At 56.8% G+C, this 26,318-nt stretch carries 28 protein-coding genes and 12 pseudogenes; 19 read left to right on the top strand and 21 right to left on the bottom strand.

Annotated elements, in window-relative coordinates; genetic code table 11:
• Positions 1 to 108 precede the first annotated feature (108 nt).
• From JCM13583_RS07565 to JCM13583_RS07530, 9 genes and pseudogenes are all read right to left on the bottom strand, one after another.
• Positions 109 to 324 (bottom strand): hypothetical protein, encoded by a 216-nt coding sequence (locus tag JCM13583_RS07565; RefSeq protein ID WP_075057243.1) that lies wholly within the window; start codon positions 322 to 324, stop codon positions 109 to 111.
• Between the two features lie 14 nt (positions 325 to 338).
• Positions 339 to 650: a hypothetical protein gene (locus JCM13583_RS07560; protein ID WP_075057242.1), complete on the bottom strand. Its 312-nt coding sequence runs from the start codon at positions 648 to 650 to the stop codon at positions 339 to 341.
• Entirely contained in the window at positions 643 to 1,437 is a 795-nt protein-coding gene (locus JCM13583_RS07555) for a hypothetical protein (protein ID WP_162509592.1), read from the bottom strand. Before JCM13583_RS07555 ends, JCM13583_RS07560 begins: the two co-directional genes overlap by 8 nt.
• Positions 1,401 to 1,832 (bottom strand): hypothetical protein, encoded by a 432-nt coding sequence (locus JCM13583_RS07550; RefSeq protein WP_075057240.1) that lies wholly within the window; start codon positions 1,830 to 1,832, stop codon positions 1,401 to 1,403. Before JCM13583_RS07550 ends, JCM13583_RS07555 begins: the two co-directional genes overlap by 37 nt.
• 3 nt (positions 1,833 to 1,835) lie before the next feature.
• A pseudogene (locus JCM13583_RS07545) lies at positions 1,836 to 2,329 on the bottom strand (molybdenum cofactor biosynthesis protein MoaB).
• A pseudogene (gene moaC / locus JCM13583_RS07540) lies at positions 2,313 to 2,757 on the bottom strand (cyclic pyranopterin monophosphate synthase MoaC). The pseudogenes JCM13583_RS07545 and moaC overlap by 17 nt, the downstream one beginning before the upstream one ends.
• A gap of 16 nt (positions 2,758 to 2,773) precedes the next feature.
• Positions 2,774 to 3,025, bottom strand: coding sequence for a MoaD/ThiS family protein (locus tag JCM13583_RS07535; RefSeq protein WP_075057239.1), 252 nt, complete (start codon positions 3,023 to 3,025; stop codon positions 2,774 to 2,776).
• A gap of 47 nt (positions 3,026 to 3,072) precedes the next feature.
• On the bottom strand, positions 3,073 to 3,285 hold the full coding sequence (locus tag JCM13583_RS12680) for a hypothetical protein (RefSeq protein WP_162509591.1): 213 nt from the start codon (positions 3,283 to 3,285) through the stop codon (positions 3,073 to 3,075).
• A pseudogene (locus JCM13583_RS07530) lies at positions 3,279 to 4,700 on the bottom strand (bifunctional N(6)-L-threonylcarbamoyladenine synthase/serine/threonine protein kinase). The gene JCM13583_RS12680 and the pseudogene JCM13583_RS07530 overlap by 7 nt, the downstream one beginning before the upstream one ends.
• A 55-nt stretch (positions 4,701 to 4,755) precedes the next feature.
• Here JCM13583_RS07530 and JCM13583_RS07525 point away from each other — a divergent pair.
• Together JCM13583_RS07525 and JCM13583_RS07520 are read left to right on the top strand one after the other, a co-directional pair.
• Positions 4,756 to 5,343, top strand: a complete 588-nt coding sequence (locus tag JCM13583_RS07525; RefSeq protein ID WP_075057238.1) for an XTP/dITP diphosphatase — start codon at positions 4,756 to 4,758, stop codon at positions 5,341 to 5,343.
• 366 nt (positions 5,344 to 5,709) lie between these two features.
• Positions 5,710 to 6,078, top strand: coding sequence for a DUF3198 domain-containing protein (locus JCM13583_RS07520; protein ID WP_075057237.1), 369 nt, complete (start codon positions 5,710 to 5,712; stop codon positions 6,076 to 6,078).
• A 1-nt stretch (position 6,079) separates the two neighbouring features.
• Here JCM13583_RS07520 and speE read toward each other — a convergent pair.
• Positions 6,080 to 6,913, bottom strand: a pseudogene (gene speE, locus JCM13583_RS07515) (polyamine aminopropyltransferase).
• A 356-nt stretch (positions 6,914 to 7,269) separates the two neighbouring features.
• Here speE and JCM13583_RS07510 point away from each other — a divergent pair.
• Positions 7,270 to 7,537: pseudogene (locus tag JCM13583_RS07510) on the top strand (HU family DNA-binding protein).
• Positions 7,538 to 7,544: 7 nt separating this feature from the next.
• Here JCM13583_RS07510 and JCM13583_RS07505 read toward each other — a convergent pair.
• Positions 7,545 to 7,835, bottom strand: coding sequence for a DUF5611 family protein (locus JCM13583_RS07505; RefSeq protein ID WP_075057236.1), 291 nt, complete (start codon positions 7,833 to 7,835; stop codon positions 7,545 to 7,547).
• A 3-nt stretch (positions 7,836 to 7,838) separates the two neighbouring features.
• Positions 7,839 to 8,869 (bottom strand): annotated as a pseudogene (locus JCM13583_RS07500) (endonuclease IV).
• A 459-nt stretch (positions 8,870 to 9,328) separates the two neighbouring features.
• Here JCM13583_RS07500 and JCM13583_RS12675 point away from each other — a divergent pair.
• The 9 genes and pseudogenes from JCM13583_RS12675 to JCM13583_RS07460 all read left to right on the top strand — a co-directional run bounded on the left by JCM13583_RS12675 (position 9,329) and on the right by JCM13583_RS07460 (position 16,436).
• Positions 9,329 to 10,699: pseudogene (locus tag JCM13583_RS12675) on the top strand (DNA primase).
• A pseudogene (locus JCM13583_RS07485) lies at positions 10,681 to 12,147 on the top strand (ATP-binding protein). Before JCM13583_RS12675 ends, JCM13583_RS07485 begins: the two co-directional pseudogenes overlap by 19 nt.
• Before the next feature lie 113 nt (positions 12,148 to 12,260).
• Positions 12,261 to 14,012 (top strand): PDZ domain-containing protein, encoded by a 1,752-nt coding sequence (locus JCM13583_RS07480; protein ID WP_075057234.1) that lies wholly within the window; start codon positions 12,261 to 12,263, stop codon positions 14,010 to 14,012.
• A gap of 186 nt (positions 14,013 to 14,198) precedes the next feature.
• Positions 14,199 to 14,798: a regulator gene (locus tag JCM13583_RS07475; RefSeq protein WP_075057233.1), complete on the top strand. Its 600-nt coding sequence runs from the start codon at positions 14,199 to 14,201 to the stop codon at positions 14,796 to 14,798.
• Between the two features lie 135 nt (positions 14,799 to 14,933).
• Positions 14,934 to 15,146 carry a hypothetical protein gene (locus tag JCM13583_RS12670; RefSeq protein WP_162509590.1) on the top strand — a complete coding sequence of 71 codons (213 nt, stop codon included), beginning with the start codon at positions 14,934 to 14,936 and terminating at the stop codon, positions 15,144 to 15,146.
• The gene (locus JCM13583_RS12665; RefSeq protein WP_162509589.1) at positions 15,116 to 15,382 is read left to right on the top strand and encodes a helix-turn-helix domain-containing protein; all 267 of its coding nucleotides are present in this window, start codon (positions 15,116 to 15,118) and stop codon (positions 15,380 to 15,382) included. The genes JCM13583_RS12670 and JCM13583_RS12665 overlap by 31 nt, the downstream gene beginning before the upstream one ends.
• A gap of 38 nt (positions 15,383 to 15,420) precedes the next feature.
• On the top strand, positions 15,421 to 15,798 hold the full coding sequence (locus JCM13583_RS12660; RefSeq protein ID WP_162509588.1) for a hypothetical protein: 378 nt from the start codon (positions 15,421 to 15,423) through the stop codon (positions 15,796 to 15,798).
• A 4-nt stretch (positions 15,799 to 15,802) separates the two neighbouring features.
• Positions 15,803 to 16,123, top strand: coding sequence for a hypothetical protein (locus tag JCM13583_RS07465; RefSeq protein WP_075057232.1), 321 nt, complete (start codon positions 15,803 to 15,805; stop codon positions 16,121 to 16,123).
• Positions 16,101 to 16,436 carry a hypothetical protein gene (locus JCM13583_RS07460; protein ID WP_075057231.1) on the top strand — a complete coding sequence of 112 codons (336 nt, stop codon included), beginning with the start codon at positions 16,101 to 16,103 and terminating at the stop codon, positions 16,434 to 16,436. Before JCM13583_RS07465 ends, JCM13583_RS07460 begins: the two co-directional genes overlap by 23 nt.
• On the opposite strand, the gene JCM13583_RS07455 is transcribed toward JCM13583_RS07460, so the two are convergent.
• Together JCM13583_RS07455 and gcvH are read right to left on the bottom strand one after the other, a co-directional pair.
• Positions 16,407 to 16,877 (bottom strand): RlmE family RNA methyltransferase, encoded by a 471-nt coding sequence (locus JCM13583_RS07455; protein ID WP_171823514.1) that lies wholly within the window; start codon positions 16,875 to 16,877, stop codon positions 16,407 to 16,409. The genes JCM13583_RS07460 and JCM13583_RS07455 overlap by 30 nt on opposite strands.
• 138 nt (positions 16,878 to 17,015) lie before the next feature.
• Positions 17,016 to 17,406: pseudogene (gene gcvH, locus JCM13583_RS07450) on the bottom strand (glycine cleavage system protein GcvH).
• Positions 17,407 to 17,665: 259 nt separating this feature from the next.
• Here gcvH and JCM13583_RS07445 point away from each other — a divergent pair.
• Positions 17,666 to 18,004, top strand: a complete 339-nt coding sequence (locus JCM13583_RS07445; RefSeq protein WP_075057230.1) for a hypothetical protein — start codon at positions 17,666 to 17,668, stop codon at positions 18,002 to 18,004.
• Positions 18,005 to 18,174: 170 nt separating this feature from the next.
• Here JCM13583_RS07445 and JCM13583_RS07440 read toward each other — a convergent pair.
• Positions 18,175 to 18,454, bottom strand: a pseudogene (locus JCM13583_RS07440) (hypothetical protein).
• A 174-nt stretch (positions 18,455 to 18,628) separates the two neighbouring features.
• Here JCM13583_RS07440 and JCM13583_RS07435 point away from each other — a divergent pair.
• Complete coding sequence (locus JCM13583_RS07435; RefSeq protein WP_075057229.1) at positions 18,629 to 19,339, top strand: type I 3-dehydroquinate dehydratase; 711 nt, start codon at positions 18,629 to 18,631, stop codon at positions 19,337 to 19,339.
• Here the strand turns inward: JCM13583_RS07435 and JCM13583_RS07430 are convergent.
• The gene (locus JCM13583_RS07430) at positions 19,312 to 19,950 is read right to left on the bottom strand and encodes a MarC family protein (RefSeq protein WP_075057228.1); all 639 of its coding nucleotides are present in this window, start codon (positions 19,948 to 19,950) and stop codon (positions 19,312 to 19,314) included. The two genes, JCM13583_RS07435 and JCM13583_RS07430, sit on opposite strands and share 28 nt — an antisense overlap.
• Positions 19,951 to 20,297: 347 nt before the next feature.
• Between JCM13583_RS07430 and JCM13583_RS07425 the strand changes: the two genes are divergently transcribed.
• From JCM13583_RS07425 to JCM13583_RS07400, 5 genes and pseudogenes are all read left to right on the top strand, one after another.
• A complete protein-coding gene (locus JCM13583_RS07425; RefSeq protein WP_075057248.1) occupies positions 20,298 to 20,984 on the top strand; it encodes a DUF47 family protein in 687 nt (228 codons plus the stop codon).
• 106 nt (positions 20,985 to 21,090) lie between these two features.
• Positions 21,091 to 21,922, top strand: a pseudogene (locus tag JCM13583_RS12655) (inorganic phosphate transporter).
• Positions 21,923 to 22,008: 86 nt separating this feature from the next.
• The gene (locus JCM13583_RS07410; RefSeq protein ID WP_162509595.1) at positions 22,009 to 22,290 is read left to right on the top strand and encodes a MarR family transcriptional regulator; all 282 of its coding nucleotides are present in this window, start codon (positions 22,009 to 22,011) and stop codon (positions 22,288 to 22,290) included.
• A 129-nt stretch (positions 22,291 to 22,419) separates the two neighbouring features.
• Positions 22,420 to 23,037: a peroxiredoxin gene (locus tag JCM13583_RS07405; protein ID WP_075057224.1), complete on the top strand. Its 618-nt coding sequence runs from the start codon at positions 22,420 to 22,422 to the stop codon at positions 23,035 to 23,037.
• A gap of 1 nt (position 23,038) precedes the next feature.
• Positions 23,039 to 23,377, top strand: a complete 339-nt coding sequence (locus JCM13583_RS07400) for a carboxymuconolactone decarboxylase family protein (protein WP_075057223.1) — start codon at positions 23,039 to 23,041, stop codon at positions 23,375 to 23,377.
• 8 nt (positions 23,378 to 23,385) lie between these two features.
• Here JCM13583_RS07400 and JCM13583_RS07395 read toward each other — a convergent pair.
• From JCM13583_RS07395 to JCM13583_RS07380, 5 genes and pseudogenes are all read right to left on the bottom strand, one after another.
• A pseudogene (locus JCM13583_RS07395) lies at positions 23,386 to 24,671 on the bottom strand (glutamate-1-semialdehyde 2,1-aminomutase).
• A complete protein-coding gene (locus JCM13583_RS14035) occupies positions 24,625 to 24,786 on the bottom strand; it encodes a hypothetical protein (protein ID WP_171823513.1) in 162 nt (53 codons plus the stop codon). The pseudogene JCM13583_RS07395 and the gene JCM13583_RS14035 overlap by 47 nt, the downstream one beginning before the upstream one ends.
• The gene (locus JCM13583_RS07390; RefSeq protein WP_075057222.1) at positions 24,783 to 25,409 is read right to left on the bottom strand and encodes a hypothetical protein; all 627 of its coding nucleotides are present in this window, start codon (positions 25,407 to 25,409) and stop codon (positions 24,783 to 24,785) included. Before JCM13583_RS07390 ends, JCM13583_RS14035 begins: the two co-directional genes overlap by 4 nt.
• A gap of 50 nt (positions 25,410 to 25,459) precedes the next feature.
• The gene (locus JCM13583_RS07385; protein WP_075057221.1) at positions 25,460 to 25,645 is read right to left on the bottom strand and encodes a hypothetical protein; all 186 of its coding nucleotides are present in this window, start codon (positions 25,643 to 25,645) and stop codon (positions 25,460 to 25,462) included.
• Positions 25,646 to 25,875: 230 nt separating this feature from the next.
• Positions 25,876 to 26,217: a hypothetical protein gene (locus JCM13583_RS07380; protein ID WP_075057220.1), complete on the bottom strand. Its 342-nt coding sequence runs from the start codon at positions 26,215 to 26,217 to the stop codon at positions 25,876 to 25,878.
• Between the last annotated feature and the right edge of the window lie 101 nt (positions 26,218 to 26,318).

Here is a 26,318-nt window from a genome sequence, read left to right as displayed (position 1 = left end):
GGGGCCATTGCTATCGTATATCCCAGGCCCACTGTGCTCCTGGCCCGGTACCAACAGCTCGTCCCCCCCCTGTCGATATTATGCCCACCCTCAGCTGGGCTAACACCCTCACCATGTCGATGCCAATGGAGGAGAGGTGCGCCACGTGCCCCCCCACCCTATGAGGTCGCCCCCCCTCCTCAGCACCAGCTGGCCAGGAGATGTGTCAGAACCCCCCCTCATGGCAACGTTCTGCCACCTGGCAGGGGGCCTCCTGAAGTAAACTGTGCCGCCACTCTCCTCGGTTTCTTCGAGCATTACGACGGCATCGGAGCCGTAAGGCATCTGTGCGCCTGTGTCTATCCTGACGCAGTATTTCCCCCCCCTGGGGGCAGGGTAACCGCTTCACGCCCAATCCTCTGTTCCGCATATACCTTCAGAGCAACCGGAGAATCGGGCGAGGCGGACTGCAGGTCAGCAGACCTCACAGCGAAACCGTCCACCGTTGACCTGTCGAACGGCGGTGTAGCGACCCCCCCGGAAAACACGTGCTCTGAGGATATCCTGCCCACTGAGTCTAGGACGTTCACCTCCTCTGTCCCGACGCTGACCCTCAGGTACCTTGAGGCCAGCTCCCTGGCCTGGCCCAGCGATATCAGATCCCTAAACAATCGTCCTGTCAATTCCACCAGCCTCCATCAGGAAGGCATCACTGCAGGAACCATCCACATACAGTGTCCACATGGCCCTGCTCACCAGCGACAGCCTGTGAGTGCCCCCCCTGTTATGCATGGGCATCATGGCAATCCCCTGCCCCGACCAGGCGAGGTCCAGTGGCACTGCCCATGCCTCGTCAGGCCCTATCTGAAGGCCAGCCAGCCTATCTACATGGAGTACCCTTGGCTTGGACTTCATGAGGGCCTGGAGGAGGAAAGCCACGAACGGGCGGAGTGACACTATGGCGGCCCCCGGGAGACCGGATATCACAAACACGGGCCTACCCTTTACCCTGTAGAGGGAAAGGGTCCTGCCCGGTTTGAGGCCTATCCCGGAGAAGACCTCCTCACCCATGGAGGAGACGCTCACCCTGCTGTGGTCATGTTCACCCACGCTTGAGCCACCAGTCACTACAGTGATGTTGTTCCTCTCCACAGAGCCGAGAACCGCTTCGTATATTTCAGATGGCCTGTCCCTTACAGGGCCTATGGCCTCCACCTCGGTGAAGCGTGAACTGAAAAACGAGACAATCTCTGGCTGTGTTGAGTTCTCTATGAGGCCCTCGAGCAGCTCGTCGCCGGTAGACACCACACCCACACGTATCCTGGAAAATGCCTCCACTTCCCTGACTCCGCATGAGAGAAGTGCGCCGATACTCTCCGGCCTGAGCACCTCACCTGCCCTCACTATCACAGTCCCTGCCCTCAGGTCCTCTCCCCCCTCACCGCAACGTTCTCCCATGGCATGTGCCTCCCCGGCAGGACCTTCCTTCCAGAGAGGGTTGCGTCTTCCTTCTTGACCACAAGGTCAAAGCCTTCGGGGAGAGGGGTGCCTGTGGAGACCTCTATGCACTCCGCACTGACAACCTGATGCACCTGCGCTGCGCTGAGGCTAAGCCCCCCCACTTCAAGCTCCTCGGATCCCGAGGTGCCCCCCCTGCCGTGCGTCCTGATGGCGTATCCGTCAACGGCGCTCCTGTTGTACGGTGGGAAGTCATGGCCCGCTGCTATGTCTCTGTAAGCAACCCTGCCCGCTGCGTCCTGTGTGCGTAGCCTCTCCGCAGGCAGCCTTTCCCACCCGGTCTCCAGTGTCATGCGAAGGCAGGAGGTGAACCTGCCCCTGCAGCCCTCCTGCATCCCTCACCTCCTGAGCTCATGGATGAAGTGGTCTATTTCCCTCACTATTATCTCCTCAGTGCCCAGGGCTGCAGCCCCCCCAGGGGACCCGGGAGACAGAACACCGGCTTCCCAGCAACATCGAAGGCTGTCGAGCGGGAGAGTGCCGCAGAGGTGCCTATCCTGCTGTAAGAGAGTATTGCGAACACGTGGGCGAAGCCCGTGAGCTCCCTCCTGGATATCCCGGAAACTGCCTCTATGGTGACGTCTCTGGATGTTATGCCCGTGCCCCCCCCTGTCACAATCACAGCGTCTGCCCCCCCGATAATAGCCTGGAGGACGCTGGCCCTTATCGCCTCTATGTCGTCCTTCACCACTTCGTAGTAGCCAACGCTGTGGCCTGCGGCTTTCAGGATCTCCTGAACCCTGTGGCCTGAGGTGTCCGTCTCCTTCGTCCTTGTGGAGCTTGCTGTGATCACACCAAAGGAGAACCTTGCGTTGCTAATCCTGTGCTCCATGCTTCACCTTCCTCACGACCCTTATCCCCCCCTCTATCCTGGTGTTCGGGTAATTCCCCCCCGTCTCGTCCTTCTCCAGGTACTTGGTCATGTCCCATATGTTGAGGAGTGCGGATGATACGCAGGAGAGGGCGTCCATTTCCACCCCTGTCCTGTAGTGTGCCCTGACACTGCACCTGACAGTTATTCCTCCCTCCGTGGCCTCCATCTCCACATCGACCCCCCCCTCTATGGCACCTGGTGGCAGAAGGGCAGCCTCTCCCAGGCCTCCTTGGCACCCTGTATCCCTGCGATCTTCGTGGCCTCGAAAACGTCGCCCTTGGTGACCTGTCCCTTTCTGATGGCTCCATGGTCCTCTGAGAAAGTACTATCCTGCCCTCCGCAGTCGCCTCCCTGAGCACGCTCTCCTTTTCAGATATGTCCACCATGCCGCCCTTCATTGCATCAGCCCCCCCCGGACACCATGGGCATGATGGCCACCTCATCCCCATCCCGCACTATGTCCTCCGGCCTCCTGAACTCAGCGTTTATGGAGAGGAACGACCTCCTCGGGTCTACGTTCAGGCCCGGGTGCATCTCTCCAGCAATGCGGATGACATCGGCCAGGGACGCCCCCCCGGCCGGTACCTCGACCTCTTCCCTCTCCGTCCCTGCAGCCTCCCTGTAGTCCGCAAAGTACCTGACAGTGACCTTCATGGATGGATAATGCCAACATTGCTTATAAGTAGGTGAGTGGCAGGCCCTCAGACGTACCTCCTGCGACCCTCGATCTCCTCTATCTTTCTCATCACACCCTGTGCATCTCCACCGGCCTTCCGGTATCCCTCCATGAACATGGAGAAGAGGCTCTGGTGCTCCGGGTGCTGGCTCCTCAGGCACTCGTAGAGCAGGAATACGTCCGTGGCGGTATCCTCCGCCCCAGCCGCCAGGCTCCCCATGCTCGGGTCTATCAGCACACCTGTCCCTCAGCACCGACCAGGACGTTGTTGGTGGTCAGGTCCCCCCCGTGGCTGACACCCAGGGAGTGCATCCTTGCCACCAGCGAACCCAGGGCCTCCATCACAGCGCTCCCTTCGTGGGCCATTAGGTACTCCCTCAGGGTCACTGCGTGGAGCCTCTCCATGGTCAGCGAGAGGGCCTCCATGTCCACATCGTATAGAACTGGCACGGGCAGTCCGTTCTCCATGAGTCGGAGGAGTATAGAGGCCTCGTTCCTTGTCCTCTCCCTCCTGAGCGCTGTGTCAAGGCCAGCTTCCCTGTACCCCCCCTTCGGGAGCCTCCTCTTCGTTATGGCTTCCCTTGAGAAGAAGCGCAACACTTCGATCCTTGACTCCGCGCCCACCATGGAGAAGCCGCTGCCCTGCACCTCCGCCACCCAGGGTGCTGGTACCGAGTCGATCCTCTGCCTCTGCTGTATGCCAGTCTCCTCCAGTCTCTGCCTGATGCCAGACGTGAACATGAGGAGGCCAGCCTGTGCTATCATCGCCCCCCCGTTGTCCATGCAGTATTTCGGGTCCGTCATGTAGGCCCTCACGCCCGCATCCCTGGCCATGGAGGAGACCATTTCCCTCAGCCTGGAGTTCAGGGCCACACCACCTGCTAGCAGTATCTCCTCCTTGTCAAGGACGTACAGGGCCCTCTCCAGTACCTCAACGAGCATAGAGAAGGCGGTCTCCTGTATGCTGAACGCTATGTCCTCCCTCCTCTCCCCCCCTTTCCTGATGTGCCTCAGGGTGGCAGTGTACATTCCGGAGAACGAGGTGTCCATCCCCCCCTTGACAGAATACGGAAGATGGAGCAGTTTCCTTCCATCCCTGGCGAGCCTTTCTATTTCAGGTCCCCCCCCGGGAAAGGTATGCCCATGTCCCTGGCCACCTTGTCCAGGAGGTTGCCCACCCCCCCGATGTCCATGGTCTCACCGAAGACTCTGTACCTCCCGTACCTGTGGGCTATCACCTGGGTGTTGCCGCCAGAGACGTAGAGCATCACCGGGTCAGATGCCCCCCCTGACAGCTTGCGGCCGATCTCTATGTGCCCAAGCGGGTGGTTCACGCCGAGGAGAGGTAACCTGTACTTGAGTGCCAGTGCCCTGGCTGCAGTTGATACCACCCTTAGGCAGGGGGGCCAAGGCCCGGGCCCTGGGAAAAGGCCACGAGGTCTATGTCATTCATGGTCAGTGAAGCCGCACTGAGTGCCTCTTTAACCACCCTGGTGACGTTCTCGAAGTGGTGTATTGATGCTTCCCTCGGGTGTATGCCTCCCCCCCTCTCGGCCTGTAGGTCGAGGAGACGTTGGAAAGGACGCGTTCTCCATCAACGATGCCAGCGCTCACCGTGTGTGCAGTCCCCCCCTCTATGCCCAGCACTCTCATTTCCCCCCCGAAGCATGTCAACCACATTTTTATCCGTTTCATCATACTGCCAGCCATGCGCATCAGGTTCGTCACCAGCAACCAGTGGAAGTTCAACGAGATCTCAGAGGCATGCAGGCGTAAGGGCATCGAGGTCGAATGGGTGAGGATGAAGTACGAGGAGATACAGGCAGACGACACCGAGGAGATAGCGAGAACAAGCTGTGAGAGGGTCTCCGCCCAGCTGGGAAGCGGCTTTTTCCTGGAGGACACAGGGCTATACGTTGGGGGGGCCCTGGGCGGCTTCCCTGGCCCCTACTCCTCATACGTATCTAAGACCATAGGCAATGCAGGGCTCCTGAAGCTGCTTGAGGGAAAGGAGAGGGGGGGCGCGTACTTCCTCACCGTGATAGCCTACTTCGACGGTACCGTGGTGAGGACATTCAGGGGGGGCATTCTGGAGGGGACGATCGCCGATGCTCCGCGTGGGAGCAACGGCTTCGGCTTCGACCCTGTGTTCATACCCTCTGGGCACAGTAGGACACTGGCAGAGATGTCCACTTCAGAGAAGAACATGATATCACACCGTTCGTCTGCACTGTCCAGGTTCCTTGAATACCTTGCAGGTAGGGGGGGCAACGGGAAGGCCGTGCATGGACAGTAAACGGTCAAGGTCAATCGAAAAACTGTGGCGGTGGGCTGAAATGCTGTACCGCATTGATTTTGTGGGCCGGCATAATGAGGCAGTTCCAGTGCGGGAAAACTGTGCCCTTCCCCTGCCCTGGCCTGTGGGCCTGGCATGACGGGCAATACTCTTATCCATTGAGTGTGGTCGAGCCATCTCCCTCCTGAGGTGTGGCGCCATAACGGTTCTCAGGTTAAGATCCGCCCTGTTAGTGCACGGAGACAGGGCGATTGGGTGGACGGGGGGGCATACGGTACAGGTGGTGTAGTGGCACCCGCAGGGCCATGGCCCTGCAGAGACTAAAATAGCTCATTTTTATAAGATGGAATTCCATTAAGTCGGTGGATGACATCGAAGATTAGGGAATACCAGTTCCAGATCTACCTCGCACTCGGCGTCCTCGGGCTCATACTTTTCATAATCTCCTCAAACGATATCCTCTTCAGGAGCCCGTACCTGGACTCCGTATCCCTGAGCTACATTGGGAACTGGGACTACTGGGTGTTCGCAGTGGGCATTATCATGGCATGTGTCTTCCTGTACCTGACCTACAAGGTCGCCAGAGATACCCGCTGGTTCCAGGAGATACTCAGCGGGAACAGCAAATCCCTGTTCGTGAAGAACCTGAAGGAGCTCGAGAGAATATCCAGGTACCTGGGCCCGAGGTTTGAGGACGAGCTGAACCTGGCAAAGGAGAGGTGGAAGGTGAGGTGAGCTAATCACCTATTATCTCATGCACGAACTGCGGGAGAAGGAAGCAACCCCCTCATTATATCACCGTTGAAATACCTGCCCACGCGGACGCCCTTCGGAGACGAGAACTCGGCATCGCTCCCCATGGTGAAGGACCAGAACCCGCTTGGGTATGTGGGTATGAAGGCCGTATAAACCCTGACGTTCCTGAACACTGACCGCATACCCCCCCTGTAGGCCATCTCCAGGGCCCTTGGCTGGTAGAATGGAGACCCGGACTGCGTGACCGCAATGCCTCCTGGTCTCAGGGCTTCCTTCAGGTTCCTGTAGAATTCCTCCTGGAAAAGGCCCTCTGCAGGCCCCCCCACCGGATCGGTTGAATCGACTATCGCGAGGTCGTACTGTGCCTTCTTCCCCCCTTAAGAACTTCACGCCGTCGCCGATGACCAGGTTAACGCCAGGCTTCGAGAAGGAGCCTGCAAGGTCCGGAAAGAACCTCCTTGAGACCTCAACAACCTGGTTGTCTATCTCCACGTTGTCTATCCTCTCAACACCCAGCGAGAGGAGCTGGCCTGCGGCCCCTCCGTCCCCCGCCACCTATGATGAGGGCACTCCTCACCGGTATGCTTGAAGAATAGAAAGGAACGTGGGTTATCATCTCGTGGTAGACGAACTCGTCCCTCTCGGTCAGCTGCACGGTACCGTCTATGGAGAGGAGCTTGCCGAAGTCATAGGTATCGAAGACATCTATCCGCTGGAAGTCCGTCCTCACGGAAAGCAGCTGGTCCTTTATCCTGAACGAGAGCTGCAGGTTATCAGAATAGCGTTCCGAGAACCAGTTCTCAATCATCTTCATTGGCCCTTGGATTGAGAATGCATATTTAACCTAACCTTCCTGGATGCGGGGCAGGAGACAGGCCAACCTTTCATGCTGCCCGGCCGCTGGAGCAGGCGTTCAAGATGTCACCTGTCAACGGGCAGGTTGCCCGGTATGGGAGTCAGCTTGTAGACCCAGTTGTCAAGCCTCAGAGAGAGATCTACGTCTGAAAACCTGCCATTTTACTATATTCGTAGCATTTTAATTTAACATGCATTAATTTTATTATAATTTCTGAATACCCCCCCAAGACCCTTACTTTTTCGCATCTTATTAAATCACCGACACAAATATTTTAATATTGGAATGTACATTATACACTGGAGGTAACCGAGATGGTCGGAATTAGCGAACTGTCGAAGACCGTTGCCAAGAAGACCAACACAACGCAGAAAGTGGCAAGGAATGTAATCAAGACATTTCTTGACACAGTGATAGCAGAGGCCGACAGGGGCCAGAAGATAAACCTTGCTGGCTTTGGCATTTTTGAAAGAAAGAAGCAGAAGGCAAGGACAGCCAGGAACCCGCAGACAAAGGCCATGATCAGTTCCCGAGAAGAACAAGTTCGTCTTCAGGGCTTCCAGCAAGGTAAAGTACAAGTGAGCGGGGCTCACTTGGTCAACATCTTTTTTCTCTCTTTCGCGGAATAACCTGTGAGGTCCTCAATGAGCGCGTTGTATATCTTGACCGTCTTCTCAGGTTCCCTGTAACCCGTGTCTGTTTCCGTTGTAACGAAGATCTTTTTGCCTTCGGCATATATCTCTATTCGCTTTAGGCCTGGGACGGACATGAAGATGTGCCCATCCCGTGCATTGGCCTCCGGGTCGTAAGTCCTGCACTTGGAGAGCAGGGTTTCCAGGTCTGTCTTGAAGTTCCTCTTAACAGGATAGTCCCTGACCATGCCTCATGCCACCTGCTTCTTCGTCACGGATTTCTTCTGCATGTGCCTGGAGTAGCTCCTCATGAATATTATGTTCATGTACTGCGCATCGTGCTCCAGGAGCGGGGAGAAAGAGATCACAGTCATGTCGTCATCGTAGTTCATCATAGCCTCCGCCAGCGTCTCAAACTTCAGGTCACCGTGCTTTATTGCCGTGATCTTTTTCTCGTTCCCATCTGCGTATTCCACACCTGCGAATTCGGTGTATAGGTCTCCCTTCTTGTACCTGCTGAACTCCTCCATCACCTTCTCGAAGTCGCTGACCTCTAGGAGGGATCCGTTGCCCAGGGAGTGGACATGCGGGAAGTTGAGTATCGGCTCGATGTCAGGTATCTTCTTGGCCAGGGATATGACTTCCTGCTCCGTGCCGAATATCTCGGTCTTCCCTGAGGTCTCTACGCCCAGGTACGGGTATCCCCCCCTCTCGGTTGAGAACTGCGAGGTTATCCTTGTGTAGACCTCCATGGCCTTCTTCAGGCTCTCCTTCTTACCACCCCCCCTGTAGAAGCCTGTGTGCGTGATCACTCGCTTGGCCTCCATGGCCTTGCCTATAATCAGGGACCACCTCAGGTGTGTGTAAGATTTGTCGCCTATCTCCTCGTCATTCAGAAGGTCCATGTAGTAAGGCGCGTGTATGGACAGGAGGACGTCAAGTTCCTTTGCCAGCTCTCCGCCATCGTGGAGTTCGTCATAGTTCCTGGCAAGGTTCCAGAAGAGTTCCTCAACTATGTCGCCCTCCTCTATCACTGTGTCCACACCGATGCCCTTGTATATGCCGTCCTCGTCCTGCCTCAGGACGTCCACGATTATGCAGTCCTCAACGTCCCTAGCCTCATGCCGGAGTATTCCTCTGCGGGGGGGACAGACTGGACGTTGACCCTTAAAAGCTGGACCTCCAGGGCATTGAGGCCCAGGTTATGCGTGTCCTCAACCGAGTCTATGAAAGTCCTTCCCTTACTGGTCAGCGGGATCCCAGCCAGACCGAACCTGAACATGAAGATGCAGCATAGAAATACACTACCGATTATTTAACATCTATGCCGGGTGTTGTGATCTTCCGGGGGGGCTTCCGCATCAACCGGCTGAAGTGCCCCCCCGGTATGCGCAATGGAGATCCAGCCATACCATGGAGTCCATGCCCCTGATCGGTATGGGCGATGACATCCAAACCTGCCGGTGAGCAGCAGTGGACTATCCGGGTTATGTGGTGCAGCCTGCATGGGACGCAAGGAGTGGAAAGGATCACTCCGGATCCACCCGGATCACCCGGGGGGGCAGAGGCCCAAGGTGCTCTGATCGTATATCGCTGCATTGACTTGACCGTTTTATCCGGAAATCTTTGCCCTCAGGGTTAAGATTAAATACAGTTTAGGAATACAAAAGCCAGATGGTGATAGATAAGAGAAATGTGAATTTCTCGTTATCCCACATCAGAGGTACTCAAGGTGATGATTGTGAATGTAGATCCAAATATAACGAAATACCTGATCAAGGCAAAGATATCTACAGATGGGGGGGTGGTTGAGAAACCCGATGTCGTCGGAGCTATTTTTGGTCAGACGGAAGGGTTGCTCGGAGACGAGCTTGATCTCAGGGATCTCCAGAAGAGCGGCAAGATCGGTAGGATAGAGGTCGAGATAGACAGCAAGAAGGGGGGGAGGACAGAGGGATACGTCCTGATCCCTTCCGGGCTCGACCAGGTTGAGACCTCGATCCTGGCAGCGGCCCTGGAGACAATAGACAGGATAGGTCCTTGCAAGGCCAAGGTAGAGGTTGAGAGCATTGAGGACGTCAGGGTACAGAAGAGGCAGAGGATCATAGAAAGGGCAGAGGAACTCTACAAGAAGATGAGCGAAAACGGCAAGAGTGTCAGCGAGAGCATAATAAGTTCAGTCCGCGAAGAGGTGGAGAAGGGAGAGATCATAAGCTACGGTGAGGAGAAGCTCCCGGCTGGCCCGGCGATAAAGGACTCCGATTCAATAATAGTGGTGGAGGGCAGGAGCGATGTGCTTAACCTCCTGCGCTACGGTATAAAGAACACCATAGCCGTGCAGGGCACCAACATACCGAAGACCGTCCAGAAACTCTCCAAGGAGAGGACAGTTACGGTTTTCCTTGACGGTGACAGGGGGGGTGGTGACCTCATCCTGAAGGAGATGCTCCAGGTGGCAGAGGTGGACTTCGTTGCCAGGGCACCGCCAGATGGAGGTTGAGGAACTCACATACAAGCAGATAGTGAAGGCCCTCAGGTACAAGACGCCTGTGGAGCAGTACCTGGCCATGCGCGGCATGACTGAGGAACTGAAGGAACTGACCGAGAGGAACAATGCGGAGAAGAACGGCAAGAAGAAGGCGCAGGAGAGCGTCAGTGAGCCCGCTGTTATCGTCCCGCAGACAGGTGACAGGGCCCAGGCGGCGAAGGTCGTCACCGCGGAGGAACACGCGGAGGAGCAGAAGGAGGAGAAGGACGGGGAGCAGCAGGGCGGCCAGGTGGCGGAAGCTGTACAGGAGGAGAAGGTCAACCTTGCGGACCCCAGGTCTGTGGAAAGAAGGGGGGCCAGGTACTGAACCAGGAGAAGACCATGGAACTCTATGATGAGGCAGGTAACGTTATAGCCTCGCTCCCACTTGCAGAGGCCGTGGAGAGGATGGCGGACATCAGCAAGGCCAGCACCATAATAACAGGAGGGGGGGTCATATCACAGAGGCTCATAGACGTGGCATACAAGATGGGTGTGAGGAACATCTACGGTGCGAGGCTGGGGGGGCATATAACTAAAAAGCCCCTGGACATAAGGGTAGTAGCATGGGATCACCATACGTGAATTTTGATTACGAGAACTTTCAGGACACATCTTACGTGCCGATACCGCAGAACCCCCCTGGACAGGGTGATCGGCCAGGACGAGGCCGTGAAGATGGCCCTGATCGCCGCAAAGCAGAGGAGGCACCTGCTGCTTGTTGGCCCTCCAGGGTGGGGAAGTCCATGATCGCGCAGGCCATGTCCTTCTACATCCCAAGGCCGCAGCAGGAGATCAGGGTTGTCCATAACCCCCCCAGTACCCGGAAAGGCCATTTGTGGAGATAAAGAGCCTGGCGGAGATCATAGAGGAGAAGAAGGAGATGAGCTCCGTTGAGGGGGGGGAAGTGGTGGACCCGAGGCAGGTGCCCTCGAGCGTTGCTGAGCGGCTGGGCTACAGGTGCCCCCCCAGGTGTGGTTTCTACTCCCTGCCTAGCGATGTGACTTGCCCGAACTGCGGACAGCCAAAGGTCACCATATCGGCGCAGGGGGGCCATTCGGTGACGTGTTCAACGTGATCGGTGCCGCGTTCGGTGTCCAGAACAGCCAGGAGAGGGTCACCTCCACACGGAGGGTAGGGGGGGACAGGGAAGAAGTTATCGTTTACGAGAGGTACGGGGGGGACAAGATAAGGATACTGGACGAGAAGACCCTGGAGAGGAGGAGGAAGCTGGACAAGAGGAGCCCAAGCAAGGTCATAGTCCCCCCCATAGACAGGAACCCATTCGTACTTGCCACAGGGGGGGCAAGCGAAACAGAGCTCCTGGGGGGGATGTGAGGCACGACCCCCCCTATGGCGGGCACCCGCAGCTGGGCACCCTGCCCTATGAGAGGGTCATTGCCGGTGCGGTGCACGAGGCCCATGAGGGCGTACTGTTCATAGACGAGATAACACACCTTGGAAACCTACAGAGGTTCATACTCACTGCCATGCAGGAGCGCCACTTCCCCATAACAGGGAGGAACCCGCAGAGCGCGGGTGCCAGCGTCAGGGTGGACAAGGTACCGACTGACTTCATACTGGTTGCAGCCTGCAACATTCAGGACCTTCAGTATATACTTAGTCCGCTGCGCTCCAGGATAGTGGGGGGGAGCGGTTACGAGATACTCATGGAGGTGGCGATGCCGGATACACCGGCCAACAGGGTCAAGTACATACAGTTCATCGCACAGGAGATCAACTCCGACGGGAAGATACCGCATATGACCATGGACGCCTGCAAGCTCATAATCGAGGAGGGCAGGAGGAGGGCGAAGGAGATAGACAGGAAGGACAACGCGCTCACACTCCGCCTCAGGGAGCTTGGTGGCCTCATAAGGGCAGCGGGTGACATTGCGGTCTCGAAGGAGAAGAATCTTATCGAGCCGGAGGACGTGAAGGAGGCACTCAGCGTCTACAGGCCAGTGGAGGAGAAGATAAAGAAGTACTACGGCAACATGGGGGGGCGGCGGTCTCCAGCGAGAGCACAATAGCGCAGCGCGGGGGGGAGGAATACTACTTCTCCTACCACAACTACAGGGAAGACCGCTCTTACCAGTGAGCGGTGCATATTTTTTAATATCTCCGGTACGCTTTAAGCGGCGCGATGAGGATATCCTATACAGTTTCAATGGAAAAGCCACAGACGCACTTCTTCAGGGTCAGGATAGATGTGAGGGAGGTCAGCGATGACCACCTCGACTTCACCATGCCGGTCTGGGCCCCCCCTGGGTCCTACCTTGTCAGAGACTTTTCCAGGCACGTCAGGTCATTCAGGGCGGTTTCAACCAGCGACGGCAGGAGCCTCGAGGTCCAGAGGCTTGATAAGTCCACATGGAGGGTGCGCACCGGCATGTCCAGGGAGGTGAGCGTGGAGTACGAAGTTTACGCGAACGAGTTCACGGTGGATACGAGCCACCTTGATGCGTCCCACGGGTACTTCAACGGCACCAGCGTCCTCATGTACATTGAGGGCTACAAGGACCAGAGCTGCGAACTCGTCATAGTGCCATACGGGGGGGACTGGACGGTGAGCACCTCACTCGAGAGGATAGGGGGGGAGAACAGGTTCAGGGCGCCCAGCTACGATATCCTCGCAGATTCGCCGGTTGAGATCGGGAAGCACAGGGTGCTGAGCTTCACCGTGCAGGGGGGGAAGCCCCCCCACGAGATAGTCATATACGGCCACGGGAATGAGGACGAGAAGAGGCTGGTTGAGGACATAGGGAAGATCGTGGAGGCGTTCGCCAGCATGTTCGGCCAGCTGCCCTACAGGAAGTATACGTTCATATTCCACCTCGTTTCTCCAGAGGTCGGCAGCGGTGGCCTTGAGCACCTGAGTTCGACGACCATTGACATCGACATGTTCACCTTCAGGCCCAGGGAGAAGTACATCAGGTTCCTATCGGTGGTGGCGCACGAGTTCTTCCACCTCTGGAACGTGAAGAGGATCAGGCCGTCGGAACTGGGGGGGCCCTTCAACTACAAGCAGGAGAACTACACTAACTTCCTCTGGATCGCGGAGGGCTTCACCAACTACTACTCCTATGTGGCCCTCTACAGGGCGGGGATAATAAGCGAGAAGGAGTACTTCGAGCACATCATGGAGAGCATAAGGATCCATGAACTCCTCCCAGGCTCCAGGAGGGTTTCTGCATACGAATCTTCCTTCGATGCCTGGATCAAGCTCTACAAGCCCACACCGAACAACTACAACAGTTACATATCCTACTACCTGAAGGGGGAGATCCTGGGCCTCATACTGAGCATATGGATTGCTGACGTGACCAACGGCCAGAAGTCACTGGACGACCTCTTCAGGCAGCTGTTCGAGAAGTACAAGAAGGACGGCAAGGGCTATGGGGGGGAGAAGGAGATACTGAACACGATACAGGACGTCACAAACCACGACTTCACGGATTTCTTCAGGAGGTACGCCAGTAACCCCGGGCCAATAGACTTCGATTCTGAACTGGCCAAGATAGGCGTCAGGATAATTAGGAAGTACGAGAAACTCGGTGGAACAGATGAGGTGGAGAGGGGGGGCTACCTGGGCCTGGTAGTGAGGGACGCCGGAGGGAAGTACATAGTTGACGGGGGGGTGCTGGAGGGTACGCCTGCATATGAGGCAGGCATAAACGAAGGCGACGAACTGGTTGCCATAAACGGCTACAGGTTCACGGATCGGCTCCTCAGGCCGTTGAGGAAGGAGAACGGCAAACTGAAGACGGATTACCTCGTTGACACCAGGCCCGGTGAGACCGTGAGCGTGAGCGTCTTCAGGAGGGACACACTCCTGACCATTGATGTCACAGCGGCAACAGCCCCCTCACGACACCTTCGAGCCAGAAATAAGTGATGACAGGAGCTCAAGGCAGTACACGTTGAGGAACAAGGTGCTCAGGGGCTGAGGCCCCCCCTTACCACAGGAGAACCCCCCCAGCCCGGCTTCTCCGACCATTCTGGCCGGTCGACGGAAGCCGTCCCTTACTCAAACTTAATTAACGTGTCTGGAATATTTATCCGTACCCGGAGGAAAGACCCGATGCTGCTAATACTGGAGGAATACTTCAAGAACTATCCCATAAAGAGGAGGATAGTTGAGGGTCTGTACAACCTCGGGATCTCGGTGGTGGACGGCAGGTTCTACCTGGGTGGCATGGAGATCTCCATCTCTGAAATTGCAAAGGCATTCAGGGTCAACAGGAGGACGGTCTATGACACGCTCAGGTTCATAGAGGCCACGCCGCAGGTGAAGGCGGTGATGGAGAAGATCAAGCCCAGCGTGGACATATGCGATGTGGTGCCCCCCCTCATGGGACACCAGGTCATAACAATAAGGACCACCATGGGCTATTTCTCGCGGACTCTGGCCGCAGTCGGTGAGATCGTCTCAAGGTACGGGTGCTACATCAGGGAGTTCACGGCAAAGAACTACGGGTCGAACGACACGTTCATAAGGATCATCTTTTTCAGGCCGATACCGGAGAGGGTCATAAATGACCTCTCCGCCATAGACGGGGTGAGGAGGGTAGAGATCGCGTCACCCGAGCCGCTGGATGGCAAACTCCTCTGCGACATATGCGAGGTAAAGGTGTGCCCCCCCAACAAGCTGTCGAGCGGCCTAAAGGAAATAGAGGAGTGACTGGAGCAACCTTTAAATACAACCTTTTATACTTGACTCTGTGGAAGACCCCCCCGGAAGGAAATACTCAGGAGAGTTATTACGTTCCTAAGAGGTAGGGGTTTTGCCGTATCAGACCCGGAGCTCGGAGGTCTCGTGGCATTCGACATAGTTGCCAGGAGAGAGGATGAGAGGTACATACTCAAGATCCTGTTCAACATAGACACCTTCAGGGCCAGCAGCGCCATAGAGCTCATCAGGGTGTCCAAGATCACGGAATCTGTGCCTGTCGTACTGGGGGGGGAAAGGACAGGCAACGGCCCGCTTGAGAGGGGGGGGTGGTCTATTACAGGCACACGCTCCCGATAATGAACCTGGACACGTTCCAGGATTATGTGGATGGTGAGAGGCCTTACATATTCTCAGGCCCCGGTGGGTACTATGTGTCCATCGACGGGCAGAGGATGAAGGAGGTCAGGGAGAGGCTCAGGTACTCCATAGGATACATATCCAACAAGATAGGCGTTTCCAGGAGATCGGTATCACTGTACGAGAACGGCAACGCAGCCACAATAGAGATCTTCAGGAAGATCGAGGAGTCCTGAAGGAGGACCTGAAGAGGAGGATCGACCTCAGGGAGGCCATGGAGGGGGTGAGCATACCTGATCCCGAGGCGCCGGAGGACGAGCTCGTGGGAGAGGTCATAGAGATCCTCTCCATGATGGGCCTTCACTCCGAGGTGGTCAAGAGGTCTCCCTTCGATGCCATATCCCTGGAGACCTACAGCAGGATGCTCTTCCTGGGCGTGGTGGAGGACATGTCAAGGGCGGCCAGGGCGGCTGCAATAAAGAGCATATGCGACGTCCTGCTTCAGACACCACTGGTTGTCAGCGAGAGGGACACGGACAAGGAGACGATCGGTGGGTGCCCGGTAATACCGGTCGGCCTCCTCAGGGCTACCAGGGACCAGGACGACCTGATAAGGACAATAGAGAAGAGGGCGGCGGGGGGGCACAGCTGATCCGATGAAGAAGTCATACCTCGACGGAAACGGGAACACTGTCATCCTCGGTGCAATCAAGGGCCTTGTCTCAGATGGCAACGAGGTAAGAGATGCCCTGCGTGATTTCAGGCCGGAAACTGTTGCAGCGACCATATCACCGGAGGAGGCCGAGGGGGGGCTCCTGAAGTTTCTTGACAGCCCATTTGAGGTCTCCATATCAGACTACGAGACGATATACGGCGTCAACCTGTCAAGGTTCGGCGAGGTGATGGTGCCGCCGCCCATGTTCATAGAGGCAGCGAGGTACTGCAAGGAGAACGGTGTGCCCCCTGGTGGGCCTTGACATGGACGACGAGCACTACAACGAGGCCTACAGGAGGAGCGTGGGCACCATGGCGCTGGTGAGGCACTCACTGCGCAAAAACAGGGTGGCCAGGAAGGTCTTCACGTCCTCCAGTGCAGAGGAATTCGTGGATGAGTGGAAGAGGGAGATGTGGAAGGTGAAGGGCTTCAGGGTCCTGGACATGCTCAGGCAGGATGAGGTTGTGAGGAATATCAGGAGGCTCATGGGTGAGGGCAGGAGGCTGGCCGTTGTCTGCGAGCTCGAAATGTACAGTGATGTGCTCTCATCCATCGCCGGAAAATCCAGTGAATAGGATGTAGACCTCGCTGCTCTCCGCCCTAGATGCCCTAGGCTTCACTACCCTGGAATCCCGGAACCTGCCACTGTGCTTCCTTATGAAAGACTGCGTCATATCGCCCTGGAACTGCTTCACAAGGACACTGCCTCCCCTGGAAAGGAACTCCCCTGCGTAAGACATTGCAGCCTCGCAGAGGAGGTACGAGGACGCGTGGTCCCTGTTCCTGTCTCCGCTCGTGTGTACCATGGCGTCAGAGACTATTGAGCCTGCGTGAGCCAGGCTGAGCCTGGACATCTCTTCCCTCAGCCTCTCCCTTGTCTCCCTCCTCGTCATGTCGCCCCCCCTTATCTGGACGACGCCCTCCCTTTCCCTGGAGGCCACTAAGTCTATGGAGAAGACAGGGTGGCAGCCGAGCTGGAGAAGGACCTCGGTCCACCCCCCAGGGCTGGCCCCCAAACTCAATGACCGCAGTGCCAGGGGGGGAGAGGAACCTGTACCTCTCCTGTATCTCCAGCAGCTTGAAGGCCGCCCTGCTGCTGTACTCATATTCCCTGGCGAGCCTAGAATAGAGATCCTTCCTCCTCTCCTCCGGCCTCATTCCTCGCCTATGAACTTCCTGTACTCGGATGCACTCATACCCTGCGGCTTGAACCCCCCCTTTTCGAGGCGCATCTTCACCAGCCAGTTTGCATAACTGTCCTTGTTCAGCAGCTCTGGGCTCTTGCCCAAGCTCTCGTTGACCTCTATGATTTCGCCCGTCACAGGTGAGAACACATCCTCCGCTGATTTCACTGATTCTACTGTCAGGAGCACATCACCCTGCCTCTTCCTCTCCCCCCCCTTCTTGGAGATCGACATAGACGACGTCTGTCAGCTGCTGCTGGGCATAGTCAGTAATGCCCACGGTCACAGTGTCCCCCCCATCCACAGAGAACCACTCGTGTGTCTTCGTGTAAAGGAGGTTTTCTGGAACCTTGCTAGCCATGCTTACACGTAATGCTGGAAATTATAATACCCTTGGCTTCCTGCAACACGGTTGCCTGGAGTGCATTACCGTCCTCCACTGTCCATTGTTAAGGTTGTCTCTGCCGCTGAACTGTCGTGAGTGCTGCCGGAGCGGGGGCCTACCTCCCACGGTGCGGCCAGGGGGGGTGTGGCGCCTGTTCACCCACAACGGCCCGGGGGGCCGTATGCTCCCCCCCGCCACTGTCACTGTTATTTAGGACTTGAGGCATGACCATGCCATGCGCGCCTTCCTGGCAGTGCCCGTGAGCAGGGGCAGCGATACCGAAAGGGTGGAGCGTATGATCACGGCAATCCCCCCCGGCCTGAGGCCGGTGAGGACGCCCGAGCTGCACGTTACCCTGAAGTTCCTGGGCGAGATAGGAGATGGGGGGGAGGCAAGACGCATCTCCAGGGGGGGCCTCTCAGCACTGAGGTTCCAGAGGTTCAGCTTCAGGATAGAGGGTGTCTCTGCCTTTCCGGCACCCGCAAGGGCAAGGGTGGTGTACCTGTCAGTGTCACCAGAGGGTTTCAGGCACCTCTATTCCGAGGTGATGGGGGCTGCTCAACCTGGGCGTTGAGGCTGATTTCGTGCCCCCACATAACCGTGGCGAGGCTAAAGAGCCCCCATGGACCTGCGACAGTATGCCGTCAGGCTTGACGGAAACACTGAGAGGTTTGCTGAGAAGGTGTGCCTCTACAGGAGTGACCTCAGGCCGGATGGCCCGGTATACACAGCGATATCGTGCGCTCAGCTGATGTAGTTTGTCTTGTCGCCCTCTTCCCTCTCTGGCTTTGACTTTGCACTGACCAGCTGGTCCTCACTGAACTCTATCGCGATCAGATTCGACACAGGTATGAGCCTGATGAAGCTGCGCCCGTCCTGCTGCGTGACCCTGAAGCAGACCGCCCCCCTCCTCGCCGAAGATCGTGTAGCCAACGTACTCGCCCTCAGTCTTCATGGGCTCATCGGTCCCGCTGTTTGATAAAACCGTGTACCTGCCACCTTTCTTAATCTCGATCATGTCCATACCAATCATTCCCAGTATGCTCTTCAAATCTATTTTCGTATCCACCACTTCATACGGCCCTGGGCCGCAGTGAGATGGCCATGGGCATGCCTAAAATAAACTTTCAGGTGCTCCACACAACCTGATAGGGCAAGGTGCCACTGTTTTTAGGGGGGGAGCTAGAGATCAGGGATCATGCCCCTGGTCCAGTGCAGCCCCCTGAGGCTTGGTAGGTTCACCCTCCGGGAGAGGTGCATTCCAGTCATCTCAATAGGCAGGGAGGAGGATATCGCAAAGGTCGATCCGTCCAGGCAAATAGCTGAGCTGAGGGCTGACCTCATGGGCGTTGAGAGGGCCATTGGTGCACTCGAGAGGCTCGCTGCAGGCGGGGGGGCCACAGCGATCTTCACGTTCCGCTCCAGGGACGCTGCGGCAGCTTCCGCTGCATACTCCAGGGCCACAGATGCGGGTGCCGCCTGTGTCGACATAGACGCTGCCCTGTTGGGCAGTGTCAGCTCCGACCTAGGCGGTGCCAGGGTGATAGTGTCCATGCATATGTTTGAGGGCGATGGCATTGGCAACTCGCTCGATGAGATTGGCTCCATCCCCGCAGACATCTACAAGGTGGCGGCAAATTATAACACCAGGATGGCCTTCTACAGAGACCTGTCAATGTGCGCATGGTTCAAGAGAGAGGTGAAGAAGCCAATGATTTTCGCTCCCATGGGCCAAGAAGCGCAGGACTTCAGGCTCATGTCGGCCCTGGTGGTCTCAGACCTCATGTACTGCTCTGCCGGCGCGCCCACGGCACCCGGGCAGACAGGTTGCCAAGAGTTTGGAGAGTACCTATCGTCGCTGGAAACTGCTGCCGGCCTGCGTCAGTGGAGTGACGATATGATCGAGTAGAGGCCCGAGGTTATGAACTCTATCGCTATGCTCGCAAGCAGAAGGCCCATTATCCTGGATATAAGCAGTGAGCCCGTCCTGCCAAGCCTGTTGAACAGGGGCACCGAGAACCTCAGGATGAAGTAGGCAAGGAGTATCACAATTATCCCTGCAACCACAACCAGAAGCCTCTCAACAACTGTTGCGCCGGGTGCGTTGAAGTATATTATGCCTGTGGTTATGGTGCCTGGGCCTGCAAGCAGTGGGGTGCCTATTGGCACTATGCCTATTGCCTCCCTCTCGAGGGTCTCCTGCTCCTCCTGCTGCGTGAGCTTCGTGTTGGACGTCCTGCCCTGCAGCATGTCAAACGCTACCTTGAAGAGGAGCACGCCACCAGCCACCTTGAAGTCGGAGATGTCGATGCCAAGCACCAGGAAGATGTAGACACCAACGAACATGAAGCCGAAGAGCATGCCTGCGGCCACCATGACGCTTCTCCTGATCACTCTCCCGATCTCATCCTGACTGTAGCCCTGGGTCAGTGCCACCAGTGTAGGCACGGCCCCCCCTATCGGGTTCATTATTGCAAAGAGTGCGACGAGCACTGTTACGAAGAACACAGAGAGGAGCATTAGTCCGCTCAAACAGCTTCTTTGTATTAAATGTATCCGGGCACCACATCCTGGCTCTGGAAATACTGATCCTTTCAGGCGGAGTTGAACGACCCTTACCATAAAGCCATCGACGGCCCTTGCCTGCCATTAGAGAGGAAACGTATGTCCCTGGCCTGTGCGGGGTTGGGCCTGCAGTTCGTGATACTCCACCTATGCCTTACCACTGGTCTCACGGGCCAATAGGGCGCCCTGCCTGTATATCTCCTGTACCGTTTCTGACAGGCCCAGCCACAACAAGAGCCATGCTGTGAAATGGCATGTACCCTGCCTGGCAATATTTCTATAAGGGGCAGGCATCACCCGGCGTGGTAAATGCAGACTTCCTCAGGAGGCTCCTTGTTGTCGGGGGGGAGAGGAGTGTCCTGGAGGAAATGACAGAGTACATCCCGCTGAGCAAGGAGGCCAGCGAGTGCATACGCACCATGCTCTCAAAGAGGGAGCAGGACCTGAAGCCTGAGAACGAGAGGGTGCGTGCACTTGAGAGGCAGGCTGACGAGATCTCCATGAAGATAAAGCACGAGATAACGAGCGGGGCAATAAGCTCAAACGTGATGGACAACCTGATAGAGCTTGTTGAGAAGTGCGATGACCTCCTTGACCAGTCATACTACATAAGCAGGGAGATAAAGAGGATGGGTCCCAGGCTGAAGGTGCAGAACGATGCCTCCAGGAACGCTGTTGATCACGCGTACACTGTCTTTGCAAACATGATCGAGATACACCTCAGGGCCCTCGACCATGTAAGGATCGCCTTCACTGGGAGGCAGATAGCCGAGGTGCAGGCGGCCAGGCATGAGATCGAGAAACTGGAAGAACAGGTTGACGAGATGAAGGACAACCTCATAGACAGCCTCTATGAGATGTCCCAGTATGTGTCCTACATAGTGTTCCTGCACCTCACAGAGCTGACGCACAAGATCGATGACCTTCTGGACGACTGCGAGGATATTGCAGACCTTGTCCAGACCGTGCGGCTCTCTGTGACGAAGTGAGCCGCGCAGCCTGGAGGGGGGAGCTTGAATCCAGAGTACTTCGCATTCGGTATCGTGGTATCTTCCATCCTCACGGCCCTGGTGGCCGGGAACAACCTCTCGGCATCTGTGGGGGACGCTGATAGGCTCCAGGATCGTGAGCAGAAACGCTGGCACACTGATAGGCGCTGCGGGCTTTGCCATCGGCCTCCTGATTCAGGGCCACAGCCTGAGCCGTGCGGCGGCAGAACTCTTCCCTGAGGGCCAGTCATACCGCCTCCTGGCTATGCTGATATCCCTGGCCATCTTCCTCGTTGCCAGCCTCACGAGGTCACCGCTCTCCCTGACCATGGCCATGGTCGGTGTCTCCATAGGTCTCTCACTCAGGTTCGGCGAGGCCTCAGCCTCAGTTCCGTCAGGCCGGTTGTCCTGATGTGGGCCGTTGCGCCGCTTGTCTCTGTGGCTGGTGCTGTGGCCCTTAACAGGCTCGTGTCTGGCATAACTTACAGGGACGAGTGGGCCGCGGCTGCTGTCATCAAGACGCTGCTGATCATCTCGTCGTTCCTCACTGCAATAACCCTGGGAGCGAACACCCTCGGCTTCATAGAGTCCATGGCTGGTTTTAGCACAGCAACGACTGCGGCTATGGTTCTGTCCATATTCACCGGTTGCTTCTTCCTGAGCAGGGGGGGAGTCATCAAGAGGGTGGGGGGGAGGAGATCTACAGGATGCGGTACACAAACGCTTTCATCTCGCTTATCGTCTCTGCCGCCCTGGTCGAGACCGCTACGCTCTTCGGCATACCCCCCCTGTCAAACACGCAGACGCTCACATCGAGCGTTCTTGGCACCGCCCTGTCATACAGGTACAAGGCCGTGTACGTGAGACCATTCCTCATAGTCATAGCCACATGGGTCCTTTCGCCGGTCACAGGCATGGCACTGGGCTACCTGTTATGAAGGTGTATGCCATGTTATTACTGCAGATAATTTAAAGGCGCGCATATCAAAGGGGGGGTTATATGCAGGCACACATGGTGTCCATGATGCTGGAGCAGAGGGAGATGCCACCCTCAGCTAAACTGGTGCTCAGGGTGCTCAGGGAACTGAAGATCGCCACGGTGAAGAGGCTCGAGGAGGAGACCGGCCTGTCAAGGAGGACTCTGATGTACGCAATCAAGGTGCTCAAGGAGGCCGGGCTCATAGAGACACAGATATGCCTTACCGACACAAGGAAGAGGTTCTACTGCATAAGGCTCGGCTCCCCCGGAAACGTGACATGGTGCGGGCATTCCCTTGTGCATTCCTGCTTCGCTCTAGATATCTAGGAGGCTATGTCCAGGCCCGCTGGTATGCCGCGTCCTGCGTGAGTATAACTAATTAGTGGTCTGTGCAAGGCGTGCACAGTTAGAAACGTTATTCTCTATAGCGACTATCAGGTTATAGGTGGTTTAAAGATGCCAGTATATCTTGGACAGAAGGCTCCGGATTTCACCGTGAACACCACACAGGGCCCACTTACCTTCTCTGACCTGAAGGGGGGGCAGTGGGTGCTGCTGTTCTCACACCCGGCTGACTTCACGCCTGTCTGCACAACAGAGTTCATGGCCTTTGCGGAAAAGTACGACGAGTTCCAGAAGCTGGGCGTCAAGCTCATCGGTCTCAGCGTTGACAGCATATACAGCCACATCCAGTGGCTCAGGGACATCAAGGAGAAGTTCGGCGTGGAGATACCGTTCCCTGTTATCGCGGACATAGACAAGGAAGTCGCACGTGCCTACAACCTCATAGACGAGAAGGCCGGAACTACGGTCAGGGGGGGAGTGTTCATAATAGACCCGAACCAGATCGTGAGGTGGATGATCTATTACCCGGCTGAGATAGGCAGGAACATAAACGAGATCCTGAGGGTGGTGAAGGCACTGAAGTTCAACTGGGAGAGGAAGCTCGCCACACCGGCCAACTGGGAGCCTGGCCAGAAAGGCGTGGCATCCGCACCATCGACGTTCCAGGACAGCCTTAAAAACGAGAAGGAACCCGGCGCCAGGACGTGGTACCTCAGACTGGTGGACTGAATTGACAGCCGGCGAGAGGCTGAAACAGATACAGGGACTCTTTGAAGACCTGGGCGGGAAGTACCCTGATGTGCTGCAGAAGTTCATGGAGTTCAACCAGGCTGCAGTGGAGCCAGGCGCCATTGACCAGAAGACGAAGGAAGTCATAGCAGTGGCAGTGTCGGTGGCATCTCAGTGCCAGTGGTGCATCACATACCACGCGAGGCAGGCACTGGAGCTTGGGGGGGCCACAGAGAACGAGCTGATCGAGGCTGGCCTGGTTGCTGTCTCGATTTCCGGCGGTTCTGCGGCGATGCACATGATACCGCTCAGGGAAGCCATTAGGGAGTTCAAGAAATAACCTCTTTTTTACTCCCTGATGAACTCCCTGAAGCCCTGAACGAATTTTTCAGTATCCTCTATTGTGTGTGCGAAGCTGACGAAGCAGGTCTCGAACTGGCTAGGTGGCACGTATATCCCCCCCTTCACCAGCATGTGCCTGAAGAAGCGCATATATGTCCCACGGTCCGCGGACATGGCGTCCCGGTAGTTCTTCACGCTCTCCTTCCCGAAGAATATCTGGAACATTGGGCCCACCTGGTTCACTGTGGCCACCTTTCCTGAGCCCTCTATCTCCTCCCTTATGGCAACGGCCATGTCCTTCACAAGCCTGTTGAGGGTGCCGTAGTCGCTGTTTGCCAGCTTCTCCATGGTGGCAAGGCCGAAGAGCATGGATATGCGATTGGCCGAAAATGTGCCTGACTGGTACACAGGGCCAGAGGGCGTGACCCTCTCCATGACCTCCTTCCTGCCACCGAACAGGCCGATGGGCGCACCTCCGCCGATGATCTTGCCCATTGTCGTCAGGTCGGGCCTGATGCCTATGACGTTCTGGTAAGCTGAGAACTCAACCCTGTATCCAGTTATCACCTCGTCGAATATGAGTAGAGAGCCGTGTTCCGATGTCACCTTCCTCAGGTACTCCAGGAACCCCGGCTCCGGCGGTATGAGGCCCACGTTCCCGAAGACCGGCTCAGTGATCACCGCGGCGATCTCGCTGCCGAGCCTATCGAATATTGCCTCCACGCTTGCTATGTCATTGTAAGAGGCCACTGCCACCGTGGCGGAGACCTCCTCGGGCACGCCAGGGGGGGTTGAGGGTGTGCCAAAGGTGAGTGAGCCGCTGCCCGAGCGGATCAGAGAGTAGTCATGGGCACCGTGGAAGCCCCCCTCCATCTTCACTATGACCTTCCTGCCAGTGTAAGCCCGTGCCAGCCTAATGGCGTGCATTGTGGCCTCGGTGCCGCTGTTCACGAACCTCATCTTCTCCACCCACGGTGAGCTTTCCCTGATCATCTCGCCCAGGGATACCTCCTCCGCGTTCGGGGGGGCCCCGGGGGGGAACCAGCCTTCCCTCAGGCCCTCCTGCACCCTGGCGAGCACGTCAGGGTCACCGTAGCCCAGGATCATGGGGGCCGTATCCCAGAACGTAGTCTGTATATGTGTTCCCGTCCACGTCCCTGACCCTCTGCCCGCTCGCTCCCGCAATGAACAGCGGGTGTGGGTCGAAGTACCTTACCGGGGGAGTTCACACCACCCGGGAAGAGGCTATCTGCCCGCCTGAACAGGCTCTCCGATTTCGCCGTGTTCTCCATCAAAAGACCTCCTCTCCAGTGCCGTCCTGAGAGATGCGAGGACGTCTCCGTCCCTACCCTCCCTGAGTGCCTCTATGACCGGCCTCAGTGCCTTCGATGTTATGGCCCTTGTCATGGACTCCAGGCAGAGTCTATGGAGGACCCACCCGATACCTCCTTCAGGAACCTTGAGACCTCGCTGCGCCGCACCTCCTCGGCGTACCTGAACATGGATGATATTACCTCGTCCACCTGGTACCTGTTAAGTTCAACCATGAACCTCTGAACTGCTTCCTCGACCATGGCTTCCGCCCTTGCAACGTCCCGGGCCTTTGAGGCTCTCATTTCCAGGGCGTGCTGGGCCAGGTCTGGCATGTATCTGCACCTGCCCATGCCGTCGTCCACCACAGCGGCAGGGTTGGATATGTCCACAATCACCTTAGAGGCCCTCAGTGCCTCCATTGATGAAGGGTCGATCTTACCTTCATCTGGCCTCAGCGCAGCCACAGCGGCCGAAAAGCTGCGCCTGAGTGAGGCCACCTGGCCTGCGCTGCATGCAGTGACGTCCGTGAAGCCTAAAGACATGAGGACATTGTAGACGGAGCTGGCTGCCCTGCCAGACCCGATGACCAGAACAGGCAGGCCCGTTGAGCCGAGCTCACTGGCCACCACGTCGGCCGCAATGTCGAACACAGAGGACTTTCCGGATGATATGCCGGTCTCGGTCCTCACCCTCTTGCCCAGGGAGATGGCGCGCATGCAGAGGGTGGATAAAATGCCCCCTGACCTGGCCCCTCCTTACCTGCTCTTCATACTCGTGCCTCAGCTGCCCCCAGTACCTCGTTCTCGCCCACAGACATGGACTCCAGGCCGGCTGCGATCCTGAACACCCTCCTCACAACATCCTCGCCCTCAACGTGCCTGAAGCCATCCAGCGCAAGCGGCCTTTCGGAGACGTAAATCATCTCAATCCTGTTGCATGTGTAGAGGAGCATGTAGTTGTCTGAAACCGACCCCCATCTTTTCCCTGAAGTAATCTGTACCCCCCCTTTCAGCGGCCCGATACAGCTCTTCCCACCCGGTCCTGTAGTCCACGTAGGTGTCGTGAAGCTCACTCATGGAACCGCTTCCAGTTCCGTTATCTCAGTCCTGTATATAAGGAGGGGGCGGTACCCAAAAGTTCATTCCCTACCTTTACCCCCCCGCCTGTCCTGCCTGTTCCTCCTCACCCGCCTGAGCACCGCAGGCCGAATATCCTGGAGACCTCATCGTCCGTGAATAAAGAGAGAACGCGGAGCATGCGCCTCCTCATCGCCCTCTCTCCCTCACCTTCTGCCGACCTGGTCAGCAGGTCGACGATGAACTCCTTACCAGTGGCCTCCACCTGCCCGTGGACGACCCTTTCATCTAGCACAGAGAGGAACCACTTCCTGAACTCCTCCTCTTCCGTTTCCCTGATGCCCTGTATGTCTCCACTGAGGTAAGAGGACTTGAAGTCCACGGTCTTTTTCATAAGGTCGAACCTCTCGATCACAGAACGGAAGAAGGCGTCCCTGTCCAGGGTCATTGTTTTACCATCCCTCTTTCTTTGTTAACATGCAGCTCCATCAGGACACGTATCTTCCCCCCCATAGGTTTAGTCCGTTGTAAATCTTTAGGCCACCACAT

The organism is Thermogymnomonas acidicola JCM 13583 (genome assembly GCF_001316105.1).
Classification (GTDB): domain Archaea; phylum Thermoplasmatota; class Thermoplasmata; order Thermoplasmatales; family Thermoplasmataceae; genus Thermogymnomonas; species Thermogymnomonas acidicola.
Note: the sequence above shows the minus strand (reverse complement) of the source record. Positions and strands in the feature narration are given on the sequence as shown.

Bases quoted from the DNA above. Each gene is read 5' to 3' on its own strand.
- JCM13583_RS07385 (WP_075057221.1), bottom strand. From the start codon at position 25,645: ATGCTCCTCTACACATGCAACAGGATTGAGATGATTTACGTCTCCGAA.
- JCM13583_RS07550 (WP_075057240.1), bottom strand. From the start codon at position 1,832: ATGCAGGAGGGCTGCAGGGGCAGGTTCACCTCCTGCCTTCGCATGACA.
- JCM13583_RS07380 (WP_075057220.1), bottom strand. From the start codon at position 26,217: ATGACCCTGGACAGGGACGCCTTCTTCCGTTCTGTGATCGAGAGGTTC.
- JCM13583_RS07445 (WP_075057230.1), top strand. From the start codon at position 17,666: ATGCGCGCCTTCCTGGCAGTGCCCGTGAGCAGGGGCAGCGATACCGAA.
- JCM13583_RS07535 (WP_075057239.1), bottom strand. From the start codon at position 3,025: ATGAAGGTCACTGTCAGGTACTTTGCGGACTACAGGGAGGCTGCAGGG.
- JCM13583_RS07405 (WP_075057224.1), top strand. From the start codon at position 22,420: ATGCCAGTATATCTTGGACAGAAGGCTCCGGATTTCACCGTGAACACC.
- JCM13583_RS12660 (WP_162509588.1), top strand. From the start codon at position 15,421: ATGGAGGGGGTGAGCATACCTGATCCCGAGGCGCCGGAGGACGAGCTC.
- JCM13583_RS07390 (WP_075057222.1), bottom strand. From the start codon at position 25,409: ATGCGCGCCATCTCCCTGGGCAAGAGGGTGAGGACCGAGACCGGCATA.
- JCM13583_RS07565 (WP_075057243.1), bottom strand. From the start codon at position 324: ATGCCTTACGGCTCCGATGCCGTCGTAATGCTCGAAGAAACCGAGGAG.
- JCM13583_RS07475 (WP_075057233.1), top strand. From the start codon at position 14,199: ATGCTGCTAATACTGGAGGAATACTTCAAGAACTATCCCATAAAGAGG.
- JCM13583_RS07410 (WP_162509595.1), top strand. From the start codon at position 22,009: ATGCTGGAGCAGAGGGAGATGCCACCCTCAGCTAAACTGGTGCTCAGG.
- JCM13583_RS07555 (WP_162509592.1), bottom strand. From the start codon at position 1,437: ATGGGAGAACGTTGCGGTGAGGGGGGAGAGGACCTGAGGGCAGGGACT.
- JCM13583_RS07525 (WP_075057238.1), top strand. From the start codon at position 4,756: ATGCGCATCAGGTTCGTCACCAGCAACCAGTGGAAGTTCAACGAGATC.
- JCM13583_RS14035 (WP_171823513.1), bottom strand. From the start codon at position 24,786: ATGACAAGGGCCATAACATCGAAGGCACTGAGGCCGGTCATAGAGGCA.
- JCM13583_RS07520 (WP_075057237.1), top strand. From the start codon at position 5,710: ATGACATCGAAGATTAGGGAATACCAGTTCCAGATCTACCTCGCACTC.
- JCM13583_RS07435 (WP_075057229.1), top strand. From the start codon at position 18,629: ATGCCCCTGGTCCAGTGCAGCCCCCTGAGGCTTGGTAGGTTCACCCTC.
- JCM13583_RS07430 (WP_075057228.1), bottom strand. From the start codon at position 19,950: ATGCTCCTCTCTGTGTTCTTCGTAACAGTGCTCGTCGCACTCTTTGCA.
- JCM13583_RS07480 (WP_075057234.1), top strand. From the start codon at position 12,261: ATGAGGATATCCTATACAGTTTCAATGGAAAAGCCACAGACGCACTTC.
- JCM13583_RS07505 (WP_075057236.1), bottom strand. From the start codon at position 7,835: ATGGTCAGGGACTATCCTGTTAAGAGGAACTTCAAGACAGACCTGGAA.
- JCM13583_RS07465 (WP_075057232.1), top strand. From the start codon at position 15,803: ATGAAGAAGTCATACCTCGACGGAAACGGGAACACTGTCATCCTCGGT.